Source organism: Hahella sp. KA22 (genome assembly GCF_004135205.1).
Taxonomy (GTDB): Bacteria; Pseudomonadota; Gammaproteobacteria; order Pseudomonadales; family Oleiphilaceae; genus Hahella.
The window spans coordinates 3,730,983-3,753,326 of the sequence record NZ_CP035490.1 but is presented as its reverse complement, the minus strand read 5'-3'; the positions used below and the strand labels follow the sequence as shown (position 1 = coordinate 3,753,326).

Sequence of the window (22,344 nt, the reverse complement as noted above, 5' to 3'; positions counted from 1 at the left end):
GACGAAAAGGATACGCCTCATGGAATAGCTGTAACGCAAATCGGATCAAAAAAGGAATTTAGTTATGGATAATAATCACGCAACGCTGTTGAACGTACATCTGATCGACGCCGCCGAAGAGCGCACCGATAACCTTCCAAGTCTGCGTCTCTCCCCCGATGTGGACCGCAAATCCCTCGCTCATATTCAGGCGGCGCAGAGCCGGCTGGAGAATTTGTGGGCGGTGGGCACGGATTACTGCCAGGAGACGATTCGCCGGGCGCAGGCGGAGAACCGTCTATTGCACCTGGACATCGATATGACCGGCGAGTGCAAACTGAAGTGTTTCTATTGTGACCGCACCCCGGACCGCTACAGCGATGTGCCGGACCGGATAGAGCTGAGCACGCAGGAGCGCAAAGACATCATTCTGCAGGCGCGCCGCCTTGGCGCCACAACGGTGGAGTTTCCTGGCGCCGGCGAGCCGATGATCGATCCCGGCTTCTGGGAGATCGTCGAATACATTCATAGCCTGGGCATGACCACCGTGCTGTTCACCAGCGGCTACCACCTGGACGCCGCCGGAGCGGATCGCCTTTATAAGCTGGGCGCATCCGTTTTCCTCAAGTACAACAACATCGACACCGCCGTGCAGGATCGCATGGTGGGCGTGCGCGGCTATGGGGACAAAGCGCGCAGCGCCATGGGTCTGTTGCTGGAGCGGGGCTTCAACCAGTCGATTCCCACCCGCCTCGCCATCGATGTAGTGGTGACGCCGAAATTTCACGACTTGGATGATGTGGCGGACCTGTTTCGCTGGTGCCGGGACAACAACGTGCACAGCTACATCATGACGCTGATCCCCGAAGGCATGGCGGATCATAAATCCCTGTTGCTGGAAAAAGAGCGCGCCAATGGCCTGATTGAGATGATGCGCAAAATCGACGAAGAGGAATACGGGCTGATCTATTCCCCCAGTCGACCTATGGGCGGCGGCTATCGTTGCCGGCAGGTTAACTGCGGTCTGTTTGTGAATCTGTTTGGCGAAGTTTACGACTGCAACGGTCTGTCGCGACTGGTCGGACATTTGCGCCAGGATACGCTGGAGGATGTATGGAACTCCGCCTATGCGGAAAAAATCCGCACGCCGGATCAAAACGGCTTCTGTCTGGTGCGGGAACGCCAGTGGCAAGGCCGCGACCTGTCCGCCATGAACCGCAAGGTTGAAGAATACGAACGCTGGCGCGCCAAACACGGCGACGACGCGGTGGTGGAAAGGGCCAAACAGGCGGTCGGCATTGGCCATGTGGAGCTGACGCGCAAGGGGGCCATGGTGAAAACGCAAACTACCCAACCGGTGTGATGAGGAAGCCGCCATGTACGAGAGAGTTGTCAACGATCAGTCGCTGAAATGGGTGTCCGAGGCCTGGGTCAAGGATGTAGAGGACGCCGCCGGCGCCGACTTCGGTTCAGACTTGATCACCTTTGTGGAGATTCCATTCGATTTCGCCGTAAGCCATCGACCCGGAACCCGGTTTGGACCCTCGGCCATTCTGGAGGCGCTGAACGGTTTCAGTCTTTATTGCACGGACAAGCGCGCGGACCTTTCTTCCCTGCGTTTTCGTCGCGGCGCGCCTGTGCCCGTCAGCAATGACATTCACCAGACCTATTCCCGCATCGAAGAAGCTGTCACGGCCCTGCCGCCTTCAACCATGCCGGTATTCCTGGGTGGCGATCACTCCGTCACTGATCCGATACTGCGCGGGCTGCTTAAACGCTCCGGCGGCCAGCGTTTCGGTCTGATCGTGTTTGACGCCCATTTCGACTCCCGCCCGCCGGTGAAAGGTCAGGAGCACTCAGGGCATTGGATGTATACGGTGCAAGACGTGTACAGCCACGCCAGCAGCGTGCAGCTGGGCGTGAACGCGCCGATCTATTCGCGGGAATATATGGAGCGCGCGGAACAGGCCGGCGTCATGGTGCGCACCCCCTATGAAATCCGCCGCGACGGCTGGCGCCACACCTTGGAGGAAGCCATCGCCCATGCCTCCCGCGATACCGACGGCGTCTACGTGTCCGTGGATATCGACTGCCTCGACCGCGCCTTCGCCCAGGGCACCAGCGTCCCTAACAGCTGCGGCCTGATGGCCTATGAAGTGGCCGACGCGCTCTACGAAATCGCCCGCAAAACCAAAACCATCGGGTTGGATATCGTGGAAGTCAGCCCGCCCCTGGACGACGCCTCCAATACCGCAGAAGTCGCCGCCCACTTCGTCATGAACTACCTCGCCGGCTTAACCGAAAGACGACGCGACTGACCGTTTTAACCCTTCGTCCCCGACCGAGCCCTTCCGCACTCGCCTGTCGGGGGCGTTTTTTAGCGCGCCCTTTCTCTGGCATATTTTCTCGATCACACTTTCTCTGACAAAGATTCTCTGGCGCCAATTTCAACCTCCTGGCCTCCCTCAAGCAGTCGACTGCTATACTTCTACCGAACCCGGTTTGTCCGACATTTTCGGCGTTTGTTAGAGCGCGCAATTCGAGTACGCCAATGCCTCTCATGCGATCCATTACACCCTTGCGCGGACTCTGCGCCTTCGCCATCCTGCTGTCTTGCAGCGTATGGCGTCCCACCTTCGCCGCTGACTCCACCATCCGCATCTGCACACCGATCTGGGAAGGCTACACCAACCCGGATGGCGCGGGGTTATATCATGAATTGTGGAAGCTTATTTACGAGGACAACGGGATCTCTGTGGAAGTCAGTTACATGCCGCCCAAACGCTGCCAGGCCAACGTGCAAACCGCAAAACTCAACTTCGACGCCTTTCCCGGCGCCTACAAAGGCATGCGGGACATTTACCTGCCTCGCTGGCACATCTATGTGGGCAGCCTCTCCGTCGCTCACCTCAAGGGTAAAATAGATCACTGGATCGGCCAGGAGCAATTGAGAGGACAAAGCGTCTCCTGGGAACCCAACTCTGGATTCGACCAAAGCGGCATCCTGACCGTTCCCGTCCAGATCCACGAATTCGTCGACATCGACGCCGCCCTGAAAATGCTTGACCTCAGACGCATCGACTACATCCTCGACTACGAAGAACGCCTCGTCGACGCCGTCATCGACAACGGCCTGGCGCACAGCGTCGTCATACAAAAAGACGTCATCCCAGGCGCAAAGTTCTACCTCGGATTCAGATACGACGACGAAGGACGAAAATTCGCGGAAATATGGGATAGGGAGATGGATCGCTTGATGGAGAGTGGGGAGCTGAAGGAGTTGTTTAGCAGGTTTAATGATCCTACGTTTGATTGAACATCAAAAAGCAACCCATAGACAAAAATAAACCCCACCAATTAGTGGCAAGAAAAAGGGAAGAGTAAAACCAGCAATTACTTGAAATTAGCAAAGAAAACAAATTCATAAAAAGTCACAAAAATACAACATAAAACCTTCCTTTAAATTAACCAAGTTTATTATTTACACTCTCAATCAATCCACTACACTTTCAACTATATCAGAGTATGGTTTTATCTATCGTGAGTAGGAGGTCATATGGGGAACGAGTTCGTAGACATGACTGAAATAGCCAAAATGGCTACATGTTCTGAAAGTAACGTCCAGACCTGGCGCTTACGATCTGCAGATTTCCCACGTCCTATAGACGAAGGATCCGCTTCCCCAAAATTCAGAAAAATACAAATAGATGCTTGGCTAATCAGGAACAAACAAAACCTTGAAGACCTTGGAAGGGAGCCCGACTTTTACCATCGGCTTATGGAACATCGTAAAGATAGCGAAGACCTTTCAGAATGTATCCAAAAGGTTGTAGATCAGCTTGAAGGTTCCGCAACTAGCGATAGTAAGCCAGGAATATTGTTAGGAAAAATACAATCAGGGAAGACAAGAGCTTTCATAGGAGTGGTTGCCAGCTCTTTCGACAAAGGATTTGACATTTCAATAATACTTACAAAAGGCACAAGAACGCTTTCAGAGCAGACAGTAAAAAGACTATGCTCGGATTTTTCTTCATTCATCGAAAAAGATGAGATTATAGTTTTAGATATAATGAAACTTCCTGGAAAAATGACCCAGAGCGAGCTAAGAAGAAAGATAGTAATAGTTGCAAAAAAACAAAAGCAAAATCTAATAAAGCTCATTGATTTTCTAATAACTCAAGGATTACAAAAGAAGAAAGTATTAATAGTTGACGACGAGGCAGATTTAGCGAGCGTAAGATTCATAAAGAAAAAGGGTGGATTAACATATACGCAGGGAACAATTGCTGACCAAATAGATCAACTTAGAGAAATATCTTCATCCATTGCCTATCTACAAGTAACTGCAACACCTTACTCTTTATACTTGCAACCTGACAACTACCAAAGCTCTATGCATGGTAGAGATTATATTTTCAAACCCAAGCGGCCAGCATTCACGGAGCTGCTCCCTATTCATTCTGGCTATGTGGGAGGAGATGACTATTTTGGTGATTTTGACACTAACGACCCAAGATCAAAGCTCTTCGTCGAGGTCTCTAATCAAGAGCAAGATGCGTTGAGGAAACCAGATCATAGAAGGATTAAAAAGGAAAATATACTAGAGACGCCAAATACACTCGGAATTCGCAGGGCGATAGCAACTTTTATTATAGCGAGTGGCATTCGCCAATGGCAACAGCGCTCAACAGGTGAGTCTGTAGAGAAATACTCAATGATTATTCACAATGATGTTCAGAGAGCAGCACACTCATGGCAAGATCAAGTTATAGATTGGATATTTCAAAGAGTTTCAAGTTCAGCTGACAAAAACCCAGACTCGCTAAGAGAAATATTTAATGAATCGTATTTAGATTTGCAATCCTCTGTAACTAAAAATGGTGGTGACATGCCCAGTCATGACGATTGCTTTTGTATATTCATCGACGCCCTTCAAAGCGAAGAAATAGTTGTTGAAAAAGTAAACTCCGACAATGATGTAATGGCTCTTCTAGACGAAAAGGCTGAGCTCAAGCTTAGAACTCCATATAATATATTTGTAGGAGGGAATATTCTCGACAGAGGAATAACCATACCAAATCTAATATCTTTCTACTATGGCAGAAACCCACGTACAATGCAGGCAGACACAGTACTACAGCACTCTCGAATGTACGGAAATAGAACAAAAGAAGACTTAGCAGTAACACGATTATACACGTCCCGCTCAGTGTATGATCGACTTTTTTCAATCAATGAGTTCGAGAACACATTAAGAGATGCATTTGAAAACAAAGCTCACGATCAAGGCGTAGTTTTTATTCAAATTGACGACGCTAAAAGTGTGATCCCGTGTGCTCCAAATAAAGTGCAGGTAAGTCATGTCGTTACCGTATCACCAACAACACTACTACTTCCTTCAGGGTTTGATACTATTGGAGGATCCGTTATGGCTGAAATTCAAAGAAAGTTGAACTTACTTATTAAACCAGAATGGAGAGATACGGGAAACTTTACACCTGTTAGCGAGGCTGTTGCATTAAAAATCATATCGTTAATTGAAGAAAGCATGAGTTTTAATGGTACTCAATTCGAGTGGAATGCTATGCGAGGGTTATTAAGGTACTATTCAGAGGTTAACAATAATGCTGATGGAGAAATATTACTGCTTGCTGAAACTGGTAGGGAGCTAACTAAGGTCGGCTCTGGAAACAAGTCAGGTCGCTCCATTCTCGGGATACCACTAAGAGAGAAGGTTATTAATACTCCGCGTCAAAAACCGGCTCTAGTACTGCTTCAACAAAAAGGGGGTCTAGAGAGAGGGTGGTCAGCACACTCATTCTGGTGGCCTATACTTGCAGCCCCTACTGACTCAGAGCCATGTATTTTCGCTACAAAAACTGCTTCATAACTCTCGACTAATTAGTAATAAAATAGTTCATATATTCCTGATACTAATCAAAGTCACGCACTCATGCTGGCAATCTCTCCAGCAGTGGGAATTTCTCCAACTCTGCATCCCACTCCGCCCTGCTGGAGACGAAAATATGCGCATTGGGTTTTATCGTGACTTTGCTATCCAAGCTGCCGGCGGGAACGGCCAGGAGTTGGCCATTCATCTGAATATTTGGCAACGCTGAGCCGCAGTGTGAACAAAAGCTTTTGCAGTGTTGGGTTCCTGGCAACGTGAACGTTTTGACCTGCTCTTCACCGCCAAGCCACATCAATTGCGCCGTTGTAGAGAATAAGTTTGAAGCATGCGCCGACCCAGTGTCTTTGCGGCAATGCTCGCAGTGGCAGAGATAGAAGCTTTCAAAATCGCCCTGTATCTCAAAACGTACCTCTCCGCATAGGCAGGAGCCGTGGTGTCTGGCGCTCATTTCACTCTCGATATTTATCTAGATGATAGCTAGTTAGCCGAACTTACTTTTATGCACGCGGCCTGGGTGTAGCACTAATTAATCATTAGCATCGTGATTTGTCATTATTGATAGTTTGGCGGCGTCTAATAAACCACCAACAATACGCAGAGCTGATGACAGCATCATTCTTCAGAAAGAAATTCTTCTTTAAATCTTTCTGCATTGAAATCTTTAAAGTTGACCAATATACCATGTGTATAGTCCAGATAAAAATAGACTGTACGCAAGAACTCCGCATAATCAACCAAGCTGTAAGTTTCAAACGAGAGAGATGTTACAGCAAGTTTCTCTATGTCACTAATAGCCTTAACATCAGCATATCGCCCCTGATGTTTATAATCTATAAAGCGTTTCAGGTCATCATCTTCTAAAATAGCAGGCTCATAAAATCGATCAAATTCCCAATAAACACTCACGGACAAAGAGCTTTTCTTCCCATCTGGCTCTCTCTTAGTAATGGAAAGACTTGTCCAACGGCCATTAATATTATAGCAATAATAGTCCCCATCTGTATCAGTATCATCAGCCATCCAAAGAGAGGCGCAAAACATCTCTTCTTCAGGCATTTTCTGGTCTTTGTGAAGAACAATAAATTCTGTGGCAATTTTCACAAACTATAATCCAAGTCAAATCCCCTAAACAATTGAGATATTTTTCACACTTTGATTAATAACAAAACCTCTTTGCCAGATCCTGCCTTAAAAGCAGCCTTCTACCTCAAACCACTCTCACCTTCAGCCATCATAGATCGAACTTTTGATTCCATACTTCAATAAAACAAACCGTCCGACCAAATCAAAGAAAATTTCTGTCGCTTCTTCTGTGGATGCCGTATTGGCGACTATTGCATTGGACCATCCTCGCGACGTGCTCCAGCCTAACGCCTTAAATAAATAGTTATTAAATTCAGCCCTAAAATTACACAAATCGCCTTCAATAGCATGATTTTTTAACGCGACTTCATAACCGTAAATCATCATTTCAAGAGAATTAAGCGGGTTGTCGCCGTATAAATACATACCCGGCCTTTTCTTTACCCTGTCAATAAATTCAAGCAGTTTCATCGCTTTTTATACACTCTATTTTTCCCATAATAGACATACTAATCCTTAGACGCCCCACCCTCCCCGACATACTGTAGTTCCTTCATCTTAAGCACGCGGGTGAATTCGTCGAGGCTGTCTTGTTCGTCTTTTGTCAGGGTGACGCCGCTGCGTTGGGCTTCCCTGATTGAGGCGATTCTTTCGCCGAGGTAATTGATGTCCCTCTTCAACTCATTACGCGAGGGGCTGCGGTTTTCGAAGGCTTTGGTGACTTCCACCAGGCCCGCCATGAGGGAGCAGCTGTCGTGGTAGGCTTGCAGGTCCAGGACGGCCAGGGACAGTGGATAGTCCGCTGTGGTGTTTTTCATGCCGGCTTCCAGCACCGCTTTGTGTTTGGAGCGGGCGACGTCGATGGAGCGCAGTATGGTTGTGCCCAAGGCGTCTGCGTAGACCTCTTTGTTCACTAGAGATTGAATGCCGGAGGTGGCGGTGGCGGCGGCGGCCAGATTGCCGGCGGTTTTGGCGTGAGAGAGCACGGAGGCGGTTCCCGAGAACAGCATGGCCGCCGAGCCGGTACCCACGTTCCAGGCGTTGGCGTTTGAGATAATGCCGGCCTTGTGCAGGGTGCACTTTCTATCGGATAACGCGATCGCCTGGGACATCACCTGATTGCGATAGGTTTTGCTGTTGCTTTTCAGGTTCAACTGCGACAAATCGATCATCCCTTCCTCTGTGATATAGGGGTGGTCGGAGGAGTTTTTCGCCGGCAGAATCAATTCTCCAGGCAGATAGTTTTTGGCGATGGACTCACACCCCGACAGTATGAGCGCGACTACGATTAACATAACTTGACGCATGATCCTTCTCACTCCTGTTGACTGATATCTTCAGTTACCTATCCCTACATTCCCACTTTCGCGCCGCGCACCTCCACACAAGTCTGTAGATTGACAAACTTTCGTCTTAAATCAAAAAGTAGCTCACTCTCCTGTCTGTAGCCAAAGAGACGCAGGGGTTACTGCCGCCCCTGGGTGGCCACAGTAGTTGGCGACGTTTGCAACGCCTGCATTAACAGGCTGCGCACCTGATCATGGTGATGAAAGACTCTATCCATGTCGCGCACCGACCAGGACACATTCTCCAACACCACCAAACTGATTTTGCGTTCAGGAAAGTAAGACAAGGTGGAGATATAGCCCGGTACGTAACCGCTATGACTGTATTCGCGCGGCCCTTGTCGCGACACCTGCACGCCATACCCGTATCCCAAATCTCCCCAGCGGTGGCTGCGTGTGGCTGACGCTTGCGTCATCTTTCCATACCACTCCGGCTCCAGGGCGACGCCGTCATGCAGGCACTGATTCCAACGGACCAGATCCATCGCCGTGGAGACGACGCCCGAAGACGGCGCATGCTGAGAGGAGACCTTCCTATCCGCCGCCGCCAAACCGCCTTGCTCGTCCTCGCTAAACCCCTGCGCCAAATTGGCTGGATAGGTAGCATTATTCGCCTCTGGAACGACGCTTTCCGTCATGCCGCAACGCTCAAACAATTTCGCCGCTAACTCACGATAAGAGCGCCCAGAAAGCTGCGCAATCAGCTCGCCTGTAATCTCATATCCATAATTGGAATACGCGAAACCATCGCCAGACTGAAATTTCAGAGGAGCGCCAGGACGAGTGACGCCGGACGTATGATTAAGCAACTCCCCTACCTGCACCTGCTTCAACCAGGGCTCAGATAGCGACAAGTCATAGTCAGCGGGGGACGCATTGAGTCGAAGCGCCCCGGCTTGCGCCTGCTGCAGCGCCAGAACGGCGGTAATTTGCTTACTCAACGAACCGATAAGGAAACGGCTGTTTACGGTGATCGGCGTACTCACGCCATGGGCGTAACTGAACAGGACATGTTTTCCTTGCGCGATTATCACAACACCGCTGAATGGACGCGTCTTTTTGTCGGACAGCGCCGCCGCCAATATCTGCCCTTCCAGCGTCAATTCGCCCAGCGCCGTCGGCGCTGCAATGGCTTGCGACGCATGCGCCAATGTCGCGACCAGACAGACAAACAGCCATATCTTCATATCCCTGAAACCACTCATTCCTCTCTCCAACTCGGATTTCGACAAAAGAGAAATTTAACACGAATAAGAATCAAATCTACCACTGTTTTTGTTTATATATCAGATGGTTACATTTTATGCATGGCGACAACTAGCCTATAATGATCAAACCGCGATCAACGAGGCATACCCCCCCAGGGGTGTCGGCTTTTATCCCCTGAGGACCAATGGGAGGGAGGTTACGACGATGAAAAGCGATCCGAAAGTCATCACTCATCTGAACACAGTCTTAGGCAACGAACTAATCGCCATCAATCAATATTTCCTGCACGCCCGCATGTACAAGAACTGGGGCCTGGAAGAGCTCAATGAGCACGAATACGAAGAATCCATTGATGAGATGAAGCATGCGGACAACTTGATTAACCGCATCCTGTTTCTGGAAGGCCTGCCCAATCTACAAAAACTCGGCAAATTACGTATCGGCGAAAACGTGCGCGAAATGCTGTCCTGCGACCTCAGCCTGGAAATGGACGCCGCCAAAGACCTGCGCGCCGCCATCGCCTACTGCGAAAAGCATGCGGATTATGTGAGTCGGGATTTGTTCCAGGACATTCTTGAGGATGAGGAAGAACACATTGACTGGCTGGAGACTCAGCTGGATCTGATGGACAAAGTGGGCGAGCAGAATTACCTGCAGTCTCACATGTGAGACTGACGCAAACTTACTGCTCCAAGGGCTGTTGGTAACGATAGCGTTGCAGAATACGGGCGTACACGCCGTCGTCTTGCATGGATTTGAAGGCGGTGAGCCATTTCGTCACTTCCAACGGCCCCAGTCCTGGCGAGCCCGCCAGATAAATGCGCACCCGAATACCTACAGCGCCGCGGCGTAAGGCATCGTCAGGATATCCCAGATCACGCTGCGCCTGCCGCATGACGTTCCAGGAACCCAGCCAGGCATCTATGCGTCCCGCCGCCAGTTTCCGCACGTTCAGCTCTTCCGTGTAGACTTCCTGCACATGGGTCAGGCGCTGGTCCTTGATGATTTGAGCAGAAGCGCCGCCGATCAATACGCCGATGTCCAGCTTCCTGGCCGCGTCGAAACTGGAAATATCCGCCGGACTCTCACGCAGAGCCGCCAACAGAAACTCCTCCTGCAGTATTTCTGTCAGCCATTGATAATCCGGCGCTCGTTCGTCTGTGCGGGCCACCGGAACCATCAGCGCATCCTGAGTATGATTGGTCTCATGCAGCGCCCGCTTGAAAGGCATCAATTCAATTTCCCCCGAGCGCCCCACGCGCTGCGCCATTTCACGCAGCAGATCACAGGCCACGCCGCGCACTTTATCTCTTTTCATATAACAAAATAATGGCGCTTCACCAGCAATCAGGCGCGGTTCGGCCTTTAACGGAGAGATCATCAAGGCGAGCATAAAAATCGACAACAACAGCCTGTAACGCATCGCTGGTTCCCCTGACCAGGGTAATGCGCCAATCCCGGGCGATTCTGATTTTTGCAATTGGAGCGGAGCCGGAGATCAACCTGTGACAGGCATAATCAGCGGCTCTGATTAACTAAAGGTAGGAGTGCAATAACGCCAAGTCAAAGTGAGCGGCCTAAACAAGCCGGCTATTTCATTAATTGAGACATGGAAAAGCGGCAGGAGATTTTCCCGCCGCTTACTCGCCGGTAGATGATTTTATTAACATGGCAATGATATTGGCATGTTAATCACCAGGAGAATGGACGCGCCTGCGCGGCGGCTAGCCGCGGGAGACAGGGCCTGACCTGTGCAGGCCCTGTCGTTGCAGACAAATAGAAGGAAGCTATTTGACTGCCTGATTAATAATGTCAGCCTGCGGAGAGCGACCTCAGCTTACGTCCGCCGCCTCCACCTGTTTCACAGTGCGCCCCTGAGAAGGATAAGGGTTCTGAGACAAAGTCTGCCCAGACATCTCCGCCAGATACGCCAGACGAGTCTTCGCCGCCTGCTTCTCCTTGGCTTCTCCTACCAGCACAGCACCCCAGGCGCGCAGACGCTCAAAGCCATACAAACAGACGCCCACTGCGCCCACCGCCATCAAAACGCCAGCCACGCCCAACGTGTGACGCTCTACGGAGCAGGTCCAGATAAACTGTCCCACACACAGCACCGCGACGAATAACAGTGTTGGTTTACGCCCGATCAAATCTACGATGTAGGCGCCCAAAGGCGCTCCCAGCGCGACAATCGGAGCCGCCGCCAGCCAGTTTTCATATACACCGGGCTGCATGCCGGTAGATAGATTTTTCACCACCACGCCCAGCACGGAAGTGAACGCCATGATGACAACGGAGGTGGGAATCGCGATCTTGAGGTCGGCGCGGCATAGCAACACCAGCGCGCTGTAAATCACCATGTCGATACCGACGCCAGTGACAGAGGCGACAGACGCGCCAGCGCACAGGCCAAGCATGGCGCCGACGCGGAAATCCCAGTTCTCGTCAAACTCAGTCATGCCGCTATGACCGGCGATCTCACGAATACGATATAGATGCAGAATGCCGAAACTGGCCCAGATCACCGCAAATACGACTTTTATCAATAAACCAGGGACATAAGGAGCGATGAAGAAAATTCCCAAAGGCGTGCCAATCATTGCGCCAAACATAGCGCCAAACAGCATGGACCAGGCGAGAGGCTGGCGACGGGCCAGTATAAAAATGCTGGCGCTGGTCATCCCGATCGCCTGTACGGCGAAACTGAAGTCCCGCCCCAACGTCGCCGGCATATCAAACAACAGCACCAATACAGGAAACCCAACAGTGCCGCCCCCCATGGGCGTAGATCCGGCGGCGTAACTGCCCAGCGCCATCGCCAGAGCGATAGGCCAGTGTTCCGTCACCGCTCCCCATTGATCGAGGCCGAACACCAGGAACGCCCATACGCTATAAAAACCAACCAGCCATAACAGCCAAACCCAAATGAATTTCTTACGTGGCGCTTGTATCGTCATAGAAGTTACCAGGCGTTAATTGCAACTGAGCCTAGATACTAAAATGACGCTCCTGCTGGCTGCTATGGATAAAACCGGGACTTACTGTCCCGGTTTTGGTTATTGTCCTATGTGCTTTTTACTGAAATTCCGACGGGAAGACGTAGAAGACAATGCGCTCGATGCAGCCGTCGCCGTCCCGGAATGGCTTGATCAGCGTCTCAGTCTTCAGTGAACCGCCGTCCTTGCGGCGCAAATGCAGTACGCCCTCCCAACATCCCCGGTCCACCACATCGGCGTACAGGGCCTGATAGGCTTCGCGTGGCTGATGGTCGGATCGCATGGTGGAGGACGCCACGCCAATCAGCTCATGGGCTTCGTACCCCAGCCAGAAGCACAGCTTTTCATTGATATCGGTCACTACGCCGCTGCGATCGATCACCACCACCCCTTCCCTGGCGTTGTCGAGAATATCGCGAAACGCCTGCGCATCTTCCCGTCCCGCCGCGGAACGCAACGACTGAGTCACCACGCGCACCACGTCTTCGTCGTCCCAGGGTTTGGTTATAAAAGTATTGACGCGGGCGCTGTTGACAGCGTCCCGCAGCATGGAGAATTCACTTAACCCGCTCATCAACACTCTCTCGATGCGTGGGTACTTGTGACCGACTTTTTGCAGAAACTCCACCCCGTTCATGTAGGGCATGTTGAAATCGGTGATCACCACGTCGAAATCATGCTGCTGCATAAGCCGCAGCGCAGCCACGCCATCATGTGCGGAATGAGTGCGATAACCTCGTCGGTGAAGTAGACGGGTCAGGGATTGAGTCACCCCGGGTTCATCATCAACCAAAAGGACTGCGCCGCTCATAGAATCACCCTCTTTCGCCTGAATGTGATTCAAGTCTAGGCCTCAGTCCCCGGATAGTAAGCGAGGATTTGGTAAATTAGGGAAACGGTTTGTTATCTCTTATGACCGTATTTGCAGCGCTCCCAAACCGAGTAATCCCAAGCCGATCAGACTGAGTCCGAACACCGCCGCCACAGTCGGATTGGCGGACGCCGAGGCGCCTGACACCGACTCTGTCGCCGTGATCGCAGCGCCTGTCGACGAAAGGTCCGAGGTTTTGCAGAAGTCCGTGTTCACGTAGAGCCCACCGCCGATTCCGCACTTGCCTGCAGGCAAGCGTTCAAGCTGCGGCTCTTCATAGCCATACTTGATATTCATGCTTTCGAGGGGGCGTTTTAGATCGTACTCCGCAGAGTCCGTAGAGGTGACATAAGCCGCTTCCGCGTCCCACGCCAGTAACAATAAGAGCCATAGCGATATTGTTTTCATGGTGTCCTTTCCTTGTAAACCGCAAAAGCGCTTCCTGGTTGTTCCAAGATCTTAGAACGGCATTACTCCATATGATTAGATTATTAATCCTTTGGTTAAATCCCGTCCATCACTTTTTGCGACACAGGTCACATTTTCGATAGAAAAATTAACAGTGTAAATTTATAAAAAAGGAAACGCTTTCATATCACGGAAGCCTTTCCACCTCTCGTTTCTTTCAATAAGCATAGCGCATACGAACTTAAACGTTTTAGTAATTTTACGTATGGGATGTGTTACAGGAAGGTAATTAAAGTTCAACTCCCTGCTAACAAGGGCTGCGCGGTTAGTGCGCGGTATACATCTCTATTTTTGGTTCTCTGGAAATTAATAACGAATGAAAACACGTAGCATTGCTTTGGTATCGGTTTTGGCTTTGCTCACAGGATGTGGCGGTGGGGGCGGCGGCTCTTCATCGGGTAATGGATCAACAGCAAATAACACAATCAGTGCGTATGAATTCTCACTTGCACGGCAGGCGTACGCTATCACCTATGTGCCGCTGGCGGATGCGCGGTTATACAGCTTCTACTCAGTTGAGCTAAAGGACAACAAGCTGCCTGGCATTTTAGATGGCGCGAAAACCGTCACCTGCCCCAAAGGCGGTTATTACACGATCGAGTTCAAATCGCTAAAGGAAAAAACGAGCACGTTTACACAGAAGTTTAGCAACTGCTCTATGGACTACGGCGTCATGGATACCATCACTTATGTCAGCGGCTCCCGCGACTTTTCGCTTACGCTACCGGAAGGCGACGCCCTTGAACTGACGACAGAGTCCGTCAACGACGATGTGAAAGTCAGTCTCGAAGGTTTGCCGTTGGAGTACTCGGGCACCATTACGACGAAAGTGTCTCGCACCAATGAAGCAGGTAGCTATCCCTTCAAGATGGATGTCACTCTTGGCGGTAACGTCACCGTCCTCGCTGAAGCGTTTTTCACGTTGAACGAGATGCATAAAAGCTTTGCTCCTGTTCAGTTAACTATCAAACCAAACGCTATTTTGCCAAACATCATGAAAGTCAAAACCAACGGCAGCATCATGTTGGAAAGCCTCTCAATCAAGCAAGTGCTGGTCTTCTCAGGCGTTAAAGAGGGAGAAACCGGGATCTCTGGCGTTGAACGCGACACACTATTCGAGATGGATAGAGGAAGGGTGGTCTTCATCACCAATAAAGACCTGGGCGGGCAATCTGTCGTCACTCGTCTCAATGACCATTTCAATGACTTCTAAATAAAATTGAGGCGGTGAGTCATGAGACTACTTCCAGGCGTAATAAGTCTCGTTGCAGGCATGGCTATGCTCTCAGGCTGCGGCGGCGGAGGGGGCTCCGCCTCCTCTTCTGAAGACAGTCAGCGCAACGAACTGGCATCCCTGGCGCGCAAGGCGTATCACGTATCCTACGTGACCATCGCCGAGAGCCGTCTGTATAGCTTCTCCGCCATGCAGAACGGGTTCGCGGATCTGCCCGACGCGATACAGACAGAGGTCACCACCAATTGTCCCAACGGCGGCTATTACGATATCGCCTACAAGGGCGAACGCAACGATGGCCGCAGAGTGAAAAGCTATACAGCCAACGCTTTCATGGCTGTGTGCTGAACACCGGAGTAGATGGGCTCGTTGAGTTCGTCAGCGGCGTTCGCAACCTGGAAATGTGGTCTGAGACACGACACCGGCTGGGTCAGATACGCGCAAGGCGACATTAGAGGGGAATTTAAAGTTCAACGCCGCAAAGGAGACATTGTCTCCACGCAATAAACAGCTTCAACGATTTCGATCGACCGCTCCCGACGCATTACGGTTTGCTACTTATTCTATTGTCGGGAGCGGCTTTTTTCAGTGCTTGCTCTTAAATACTAATTACCCGCACTATCCACTTCGCTGTGTTATTAATCAGGCAGACAAATAGCTTCCTTCTATTTGTCTGCAACGACAGGGCCTGCACAGGTCAGGCCCTGTCTCCCGCGGCTTGTCGCCGCGCAGGCGCGTCCATGCGCCTGGTGATTAACATGCCAATATCATTGCCATGTTAATACTTCGCGTAGCTTTCTTTACGCTGGATGACTCTTTTGAGCGGTTTCGCTCGTCTACAGCCCCAGACCTTTATAGGTGTAATAGCCGGTAACAATCTTGCGTTCGCCTTCTTTCAATACGGTTGAGCGGTGTAATGCGCGGGAATCGAAGATAAACATCGTCCCCTTCTTGCCAGTAATGGTCTTCTCTTTATATTTCCATAATTTACGGATCGTCGCCGCTTCGTGGGGCCAGAACATGCCGGAATAGTCGGTCATTTCTGTATAGCGATTATTTTCGTCGGTGCGGAAGTGCAGAAAGTAATTGTATTCCGGCCAGTAACGCCATAAATGATTTTTGTGGCTGCCCAGAGTGATGGTAGTCGGCGCCTGATTTTCTGTTACATCGGTCAGGTACACCCACACTTTTATACGATGACGCCAGTCGTCAAAGTGGTGGTGGTTGGACTGGGAGGATGTCCCCACTTCCCTTTTCTCTTCATAGAACGTTTTCAAAAGCTCGCACTTACTGGAGCAATAGCCTTTGATCAGGCTGAGGATCATCGGGTCTTCAAAAATTTTGCGGGTCATTGGCGCAACGGCGGCGACATCGTAAACACGGGAAATCCCTGTGTCGATATGACCGTTGGCGACCCGGGTAAGATCCTGACGCCTCTTGGCGGCCTCGATGTCCTCCAGGAACTCGTCCACCTGCTCAGGCGAAAAATATTCCTCGAATACCACACAACCGTCCCTGTTTAAGGTGTCCAGGTGCGCTTTGTACTCCTTCGCCACCGCAAAGGGGGAAAGCGCGCAACGAATTTTGTAGTCCAATTTCTGTACTAAAAAATCCACCATTGAATCTTTAGCGTACAAGCTCAGCATGTCAGACTCCTTCGGCTATGCGGGCGTCGCCGATAATCATAATAAAAATAAGCTTACCGCTCACAACTGCAGAATGTCAGCAGGCCGCTAAGATATAGCAGAGCGAACGCAAATGACTGTAAGCCTGTGTGGATATTTGCAAGCGATATCCCCCGTCCGGATACACAGATAGGGAGCTCAATCCTCTTATGTATCAGAATTTGACAATACATGTCTCACAAAACTTCCATCACTTCCTCGCGCCCTTCGCGATCACAGTTAATAATCTAAGTTTACTAATCATTTCCAATTATCGCCGTTATGCAATGGCGAAGAATTTAGTCCATGCTATTTTCTATGGCGGATTTGTACTGTTTGTCACCAAGTGAGGTCACTCCAGATGTTCATAGATAAGAACGAAACAGCAGACGTAGCCGCGAAAACTGTTCCCTTCGTCAAATACACTTCCTGCGGCAATAACTTCGTTATTGTTGACGCCACAGAGGACAGCGTATTGGCCGAAATGGAATGGTCGGCTTTCGCTCCCAAGGCCACAAGCACGACTTTTGGCATTGGTTGCGACAATCTGCTGGTAGTGCAACGCTCGAATGCACGGACGCTGGACACGATCGCTAAGGATAGAAACTACTGGGACGCAAAGCCGGATTTATCCGCTGCGGACTATGTTTTCAGAATGTTTGAGCCCAACGGCGAAGAAGCCGCATGCTGCGGCAATGGCTTGATATGCATCGCTGACTTTTTGCGCCGCAAGCACGGCGTGACAGTGTCTAATATCGCCACTGAAATCCCGTTGTCCACTCCCAACATTATTTCCATCGGCAGCCTCGGTTACGACGGCAGCTGGGTTAACCTGGGCATGCCCCGCCATACGCCAACCCAGTTGGTCAACCGCGACAGCCTGCATCCGCTGGACGACACTATCGACGTTATCGAGGAACTCACCATTCAGTTCCGTCGCGACGATCTGAAGCCCTATACGGACGAATCCACGCTGACCATTAAAGGCTACCTGGTATTCACCGGTGAACCCCATCTGGTGATTTTCCCGGATCATGACTTCTCCGTACCTGAGCTGGCCAACTTCATTTTCGGCGCCACGCCAGAAGGCCATGCGCCGGAAGACAGACGTCGCGGTTTGGGCGCCTGGCTGGTGCATCGCATCGGTTCTTTTATTAACAGCCGTTGCCGACACATTTTTCCAGAAGGCGTCAGCGTCAACTTCGCCCGCATCCACAACCTGGACTCCGTCTCCAACCGTTGCTTCGAACGCGGCATCAACCGTGAGACCCTGGCGTGCAGCACCGGCGCGCTGGCGGTGGCCTATGTGGTGCAGCAGTTGTTCTCCATGCCCATCACCAACATCAACCTGCTGCCCATCCGTTGCCGGGAAGAAGATCCCGATGCGGTGATCAATATCCAGCAGACCGATAACGGTTGGGTGCTGACCACCAAGCCTTACATGTTGTTTGAAGGCCAATACCGCATGCAGCCGATCAATGTGGCGACGCCAACCGCCAACGAGTATCTGATGGCGGAGAGCGAAGCGCGTTTATACAAGCAGCAGCTCACCCTGGAGGCGGCGAATTCGCCCATCATCCGTAAACGTCTGATGACCAAGCAGTAATCTGTTTTTTGTACTAGTCTGGAGGTATTTCAATGAGTTACGATCGCCACACTTAGCTATGAGGACCGTCGCTAAATGGACGCGCTAAACCCGATGCGGTTTTCCGCAAGAATGACGTTACTGCTGATTCTCACACTGCCCCTCAGCGCTTTCCTCTCCTATGTTGTGTTCGAGCGTCTGCACGAGCATCACTTTCTGTCCGCGTCGCTGTTTGACGCGGGAATCAAAGAGATCTCAATCCAAAACGCGACAGATCTGGAAGATCTGAGCCAACGTCAGACCGAGTTGTCGGAAAAGTTGCGCGCCTCCGCCGTGTTCAAGGCCGCCTCTCAGAACAGGGGCCAACAAGCCGGCGCTGCGTCCTCCGTCGCCGGGCCGGAGCTTGCTCTGGCCCGGAACGGCGTCATTATCCTGAGCACTGACGCCAGCCAGGTCGGCGCAGACCTTCCTAATGCTTACCGCTTGAAAAAACTTCCTGGCGATGCAATGAAGTACGCATCCACCCAGGATCGCTTCCAAATCATTCTTCCACCAGCGCAGCCAGACTCCGACGTTACCCTCATGGTGACGCTGGACAAGGCCGTTACCGCGGCTAATGGCGAACAGCGCGCACGTCAGATGTGGGAAAGTCTGGCGCGGGGATTCGCAGCAGGGTTCGCCGTACTGGCGGGCATGACGCTGCTGTTGATTTTACTGAATCGCGTCGCCAACACCTCGATTGAGGAAGGCGATAGTAAAGGCGCCCGTCGATTCGCCCGACTCGCGCGCGCCGGCGCCGGCATTCTCACCGCCGCCAGCGCCCATGGGGCGCTGTTCGTCACCGCCTGGCTCGCCATTCAGGCTGACCTGACCTCGGCGCAGGGCGAAGCCGCCTACAGCAGCGCTGAGTTCATTGCATTGGTGGCGGATAACGCCACGATCATGCTGATCGCTTTGCTGATCGCGGTGGAAATGTCCGTGGTCTTATTCGCCGGACGCACTCCGGCGGAGTCGTCACCTGTAAGTGAGGTCGCGCCTCCCGTATCCAGACCGGCTGCATCTGAGCTGTATAAAGCCATGCGGCCGGCGATATTCCTGTTTCTGTTCGGCGTGGATCTGTCCATGTCGATACTGCCCCTGCATATGGAAAGGCTGTATGACGTCATTCCCGGCTTGTCCAGAGAATTTGCGCTCGGGCTGCCGGTTGCGGTGGAGTTTTTGTGCGTTGGCGTCGCCATCTTTATTTCCGGCGCCTGGCTGGACCGCAAAGGCTGGGTTCCGCCCTTCGCAGTGGGACTGCTGCTGACGCTGGCGGGAGGCCTGTACTCCTGGCAAGCGCCTGACGCGTTACAGTTCGTGCTATCCCGCGCCATTCTGGGCTTCGGTTACGGCCTGACGTTGCTGGCGGCGCAAGGCTTCGTCGTGCGTCACACTGACACCCGCACCAAGACCCAGGGGCTGGCGCACCTGTTCGCAGGCCTCTATTCAGGCAGTATCTGCGGCGCCGCCACCGGGGCCCTGATCGCCGAGCGCTTTGGCTACGAGGCGGTGTTCCTCACTGGCGCGCTGCTGGTGTTCACCGTGGTCGCCTATGCCCTGATCTATTTGCGTCGGGGCGTATCCGGCCCCTCCGCGCCCAAAGCCGCCGCAACCGGCGCCGGCGCGCATGGCGCAGAGATCAGCATCTGGCGCTTCCTGGGCGATCGCAATGTGATCGCCGTCAGCCTGCTCAGCAGCCTGCCCGCCGCCATCGCCGCCATTGGCTTTATGCATTACTTCACACCGGTCTACCTGAGCCGTATTGGCGCGCCGGAAGCCAAGATCGGACAAATTTTGATGCTGTTCGGCCTTTGCATGACCTTTCTCGGCCCCCTGGTCGGACGGCTGGCGGATCGCATGCCGAGCAAGAAAATTCCTATTTTCATCGGGGGATTGCTTGGCAGCGTTGCGTTTCTGTCTTTTATCGGCCTGCAGGGCGTCGCTGCAACCTCCTGCGCCGTCGTTCTGTTGGGACTATCCAACTGTTTCGTGTTGTCCTCACAGAGCGCCTACGTCCTGCATCTGGACGTCAGCAAGAAACTGGGAGAAGGCAAAGCGCTCGGCCTGTTCCGGGCGTCCAGCCGTATCGGTCAGATGCTCGGCCCGATGTTGTTCGCCGGGCTGGTCGGGTTATCCGATATCCGTCATGGCGTGGCGGTATTGGGAGGAGCCTATCTGATCACCGTCATTCTGTTCCAATTGCTGGCCGCACGGGAAACGCCCGCCGACGACAGCGGCAAGACCGAGGAAATCGTCGCGCCGGCGCAGTCCAAGTCGCAACAGTCGCCCTCCCGACAAAGCCAGAGCGCTATATCCAGCCGCAGCAAAACCGCATAAGGACCTCTTCATCATGGAACCACTCCTGTCAGAAAGCAGCCTGACCGATTCGCTGCTGACCCAGATTCGCACTCGCCTTCCCGTCGTTGACGGCGCATTGCAGGCGCATGCCCGCTCCCCGGTTTGTGACTATACCCGCAGCGGGTTTCGCATCTCCCCTGGCAGTTTTCAGCCGCGCCAGGATCTGGCGGACGTATTGCAACGCTATGTCTCCCCCTTGCTTGGTGACGCGGTGGCCACTGCGGTCAGCGCGGATATTCTCAGTCATCCCGTCGCCCTGACCGCCAATCACCACGGCGTGGATTATTTCGCCCAATCCGTGCAAGGCACGCTGCTGTTTGGACTCTCCACCGGGGCGACCACCCTGCCCGTGTTCGCCTGCGCCAATATTCCCCTCAATAATCTCACCTATCCCCGGGGAATGTTGCTATATCCTGAGGCGAAGTTCGCCGAAAGCGCCGCCAATGGCGTTTTTCCGCTCAAAATACCCTTGTTTCCCGACCGCCTGAAGCGCACCATCGTCGCCCGCGCGCCCGCCCTGGATACGACCATGCTGCAAAACGCCCGGAAACGCGTACGCGCCGCCTGCAACGACGACGCGCGACTGGCCGAAGCCGCTATCAGTCTGCTGAGGGAGGAATACGAGGCGGAGGCGGTGATGGCCGCCGCGGACTACTCAGACCAGGCGGTGATGCTGAACCAGCGTGTCTGGAGCCGCCTGTTCGCCGCCAACGTATCCGCGCCGACGCTGGTCTATCTGGAAATGGAAAAAATAGCGACTATGCTTCTGGAATATGACTTGGCTAACCCGGATAGTCTCGCTTCCATTCTTTTTTTCGAGCAGCCTTTGTTGCAGGCTCTGGACGCTGAACTTAAGGGAGTCAACGGTTCCGGCACCTTTCTGTTCTGGGGCGTTGACGACGCCGGGCGCAGAGTATCACTCGGCCTGACGGCTGAAGACGGAGGCGCGGCGACATTGCGTGCAGTGGACGGACAACAAAGCGATTATGCAGTTCCCTTGACGGCCGGCCCGTTATTACAGGAACTTCGCTCAGGCCGTCTATTGCCTTCATTATTCACGAATTTTCTTGTCATCGCCCTGGCCCGCGGCGTAACCTGCGCCGGCGGTTACTATCAGGCTTCCTATCTGCCCCGGATGCAACGCGGCGTGCTGAACGCGCTACAACGCCATTTTGGCGAAGACGGTCGCTTTCAAGCCATCGCCCAGGCCTACACAGGATTCTATCTGTCAGGCATGCAGACTGTCGTCACCCGCACTCGCGACGATGGATACGTACCAGCGGGCCCGGTTGAGATCATCGCCGCCGGCGGACTGGACGCCAGCGCCGTGACGCGCATCCGCGCCATGACCGTTGAGCAGGCGCATATCGCCTCGCTGCTGGAAACAACCGCGGACGTAATGACAGGCCAGGGTGCCATGCCGGAAGGCTGGGCCGCCACCCTGGCGGGTGAATGCAGACATCGTCTGGCGGGCGTACCGGTGACCATCGAGGTGTGAGGACCTCGTCGAGATCGGAGAATGCCTGATAGTGCGCCATAAGAGCGCAATAGAAACAAAGGGTTATATGGAAAAGTTGCAGTAGCGCAGTAAAGCAGTCAAA

General features: G+C 52.5%; 20 protein-coding genes. 10 read left to right on the top strand and 10 right to left on the bottom strand.

What is annotated here, in order from left to right:
• Window positions 1-64 precede the first annotated feature (64 nt).
• The 4 genes from EUZ85_RS16705 to EUZ85_RS16690 all read left to right on the top strand — a co-directional run bounded on the left by EUZ85_RS16705 (window position 65) and on the right by EUZ85_RS16690 (window position 5,869).
• Window positions 65-1,342 (top strand): radical SAM protein, encoded by a 1,278-nt coding sequence (locus EUZ85_RS16705; RefSeq protein WP_127970359.1) that lies wholly within the window; start codon window positions 65-67, stop codon window positions 1,340-1,342.
• Window positions 1,343-1,355: 13 nt separating this feature from the next.
• A complete protein-coding gene (locus EUZ85_RS16700) occupies window positions 1,356-2,297 on the top strand; it encodes an agmatinase family protein (RefSeq protein WP_127970358.1) in 942 nt (313 codons plus the stop codon).
• 233 nt (window positions 2,298-2,530) lie between these two features.
• The gene (locus EUZ85_RS16695; protein ID WP_127970357.1) at window positions 2,531-3,295 is read left to right on the top strand and encodes an ABC transporter substrate-binding protein; all 765 of its coding nucleotides are present in this window, start codon (window positions 2,531-2,533) and stop codon (window positions 3,293-3,295) included.
• A gap of 240 nt (window positions 3,296-3,535) precedes the next feature.
• Window positions 3,536-5,869, top strand: a complete 2,334-nt coding sequence (locus tag EUZ85_RS16690; RefSeq protein ID WP_127970356.1) for a Z1 domain-containing protein — start codon at window positions 3,536-3,538, stop codon at window positions 5,867-5,869.
• A 61-nt stretch (window positions 5,870-5,930) separates the two neighbouring features.
• Here EUZ85_RS16690 and EUZ85_RS16685 read toward each other — a convergent pair whose 3' ends face one another.
• From EUZ85_RS16685 to EUZ85_RS16665, 5 genes are all read right to left on the bottom strand, one after another.
• Window positions 5,931-6,338 carry a GFA family protein gene (locus EUZ85_RS16685; protein ID WP_127970355.1) on the bottom strand — a complete coding sequence of 136 codons (408 nt, stop codon included), beginning with the start codon at window positions 6,336-6,338 and terminating at the stop codon, window positions 5,931-5,933.
• A gap of 164 nt (window positions 6,339-6,502) precedes the next feature.
• Window positions 6,503-6,991, bottom strand: a complete 489-nt coding sequence (locus EUZ85_RS16680) for a hypothetical protein (protein ID WP_127970354.1) — start codon at window positions 6,989-6,991, stop codon at window positions 6,503-6,505.
• 123 nt (window positions 6,992-7,114) lie between these two features.
• The gene (locus EUZ85_RS16675; protein ID WP_127970353.1) at window positions 7,115-7,444 is read right to left on the bottom strand and encodes a hypothetical protein; all 330 of its coding nucleotides are present in this window, start codon (window positions 7,442-7,444) and stop codon (window positions 7,115-7,117) included.
• A gap of 38 nt (window positions 7,445-7,482) precedes the next feature.
• On the bottom strand, window positions 7,483-8,280 hold the full coding sequence (locus EUZ85_RS16670) for a hypothetical protein (RefSeq protein WP_129498745.1): 798 nt from the start codon (window positions 8,278-8,280) through the stop codon (window positions 7,483-7,485).
• A 158-nt stretch (window positions 8,281-8,438) separates the two neighbouring features.
• Window positions 8,439-9,524, bottom strand: coding sequence for a serine hydrolase (locus EUZ85_RS16665; protein ID WP_127970351.1), 1,086 nt, complete (start codon window positions 9,522-9,524; stop codon window positions 8,439-8,441).
• Between the two features lie 208 nt (window positions 9,525-9,732).
• Here EUZ85_RS16665 and bfr point away from each other — a divergent pair, with 208 nt between their 5' ends.
• Window positions 9,733-10,197 carry a bacterioferritin gene (gene bfr / locus EUZ85_RS16660; RefSeq protein WP_127970350.1) on the top strand — a complete coding sequence of 155 codons (465 nt, stop codon included), beginning with the start codon at window positions 9,733-9,735 and terminating at the stop codon, window positions 10,195-10,197.
• Between the two features lie 13 nt (window positions 10,198-10,210).
• On the opposite strand, the gene EUZ85_RS16655 is transcribed toward bfr, so the two are convergent.
• From EUZ85_RS16655 to EUZ85_RS16640, 4 genes are all read right to left on the bottom strand, one after another.
• On the bottom strand, window positions 10,211-10,951 hold the full coding sequence (locus EUZ85_RS16655; protein ID WP_127970349.1) for an ABC transporter substrate-binding protein: 741 nt from the start codon (window positions 10,949-10,951) through the stop codon (window positions 10,211-10,213).
• A gap of 409 nt (window positions 10,952-11,360) precedes the next feature.
• The gene (locus tag EUZ85_RS16650; protein WP_127970348.1) at window positions 11,361-12,485 is read right to left on the bottom strand and encodes a sulfite exporter TauE/SafE family protein; all 1,125 of its coding nucleotides are present in this window, start codon (window positions 12,483-12,485) and stop codon (window positions 11,361-11,363) included.
• A 118-nt stretch (window positions 12,486-12,603) separates the two neighbouring features.
• The gene (locus EUZ85_RS16645) at window positions 12,604-13,335 is read right to left on the bottom strand and encodes a response regulator (protein ID WP_127970347.1); all 732 of its coding nucleotides are present in this window, start codon (window positions 13,333-13,335) and stop codon (window positions 12,604-12,606) included.
• 99 nt (window positions 13,336-13,434) lie between these two features.
• Window positions 13,435-13,803 (bottom strand): hypothetical protein, encoded by a 369-nt coding sequence (locus EUZ85_RS16640; RefSeq protein ID WP_127970346.1) that lies wholly within the window; start codon window positions 13,801-13,803, stop codon window positions 13,435-13,437.
• Window positions 13,804-14,179: 376 nt separating this feature from the next.
• Between EUZ85_RS16640 and EUZ85_RS16635 the strand changes: the two genes are divergently transcribed.
• Together EUZ85_RS16635 and EUZ85_RS16630 are read left to right on the top strand one after the other, a co-directional pair.
• Window positions 14,180-15,076 (top strand): hypothetical protein, encoded by an 897-nt coding sequence (locus EUZ85_RS16635; RefSeq protein ID WP_127970345.1) that lies wholly within the window; start codon window positions 14,180-14,182, stop codon window positions 15,074-15,076.
• Between the two features lie 21 nt (window positions 15,077-15,097).
• Window positions 15,098-15,445, top strand: a complete 348-nt coding sequence (locus EUZ85_RS16630; protein WP_127970344.1) for a hypothetical protein — start codon at window positions 15,098-15,100, stop codon at window positions 15,443-15,445.
• 488 nt (window positions 15,446-15,933) lie between these two features.
• On the opposite strand, the gene EUZ85_RS16625 is transcribed toward EUZ85_RS16630, so the two are convergent.
• A complete protein-coding gene (locus tag EUZ85_RS16625; protein WP_127970343.1) occupies window positions 15,934-16,743 on the bottom strand; it encodes a phytanoyl-CoA dioxygenase family protein in 810 nt (269 codons plus the stop codon).
• 379 nt (window positions 16,744-17,122) lie between these two features.
• Here EUZ85_RS16625 and EUZ85_RS16620 point away from each other — a divergent pair, with 379 nt between their 5' ends.
• The 3 genes from EUZ85_RS16620 to EUZ85_RS16610 all read left to right on the top strand — a co-directional run bounded on the left by EUZ85_RS16620 (window position 17,123) and on the right by EUZ85_RS16610 (window position 22,241).
• Window positions 17,123-18,367 carry a diaminopimelate epimerase gene (locus EUZ85_RS16620; RefSeq protein WP_127970342.1) on the top strand — a complete coding sequence of 415 codons (1,245 nt, stop codon included), beginning with the start codon at window positions 17,123-17,125 and terminating at the stop codon, window positions 18,365-18,367.
• Window positions 18,368-18,442: 75 nt separating this feature from the next.
• Window positions 18,443-20,722 (top strand): MFS transporter, encoded by a 2,280-nt coding sequence (locus EUZ85_RS16615; RefSeq protein ID WP_127970341.1) that lies wholly within the window; start codon window positions 18,443-18,445, stop codon window positions 20,720-20,722.
• Window positions 20,723-20,735: 13 nt separating this feature from the next.
• A complete protein-coding gene (locus EUZ85_RS16610; protein ID WP_127970340.1) occupies window positions 20,736-22,241 on the top strand; it encodes a hypothetical protein in 1,506 nt (501 codons plus the stop codon).
• The last annotated feature ends 103 nt before the right edge of the window (window positions 22,242-22,344 follow it).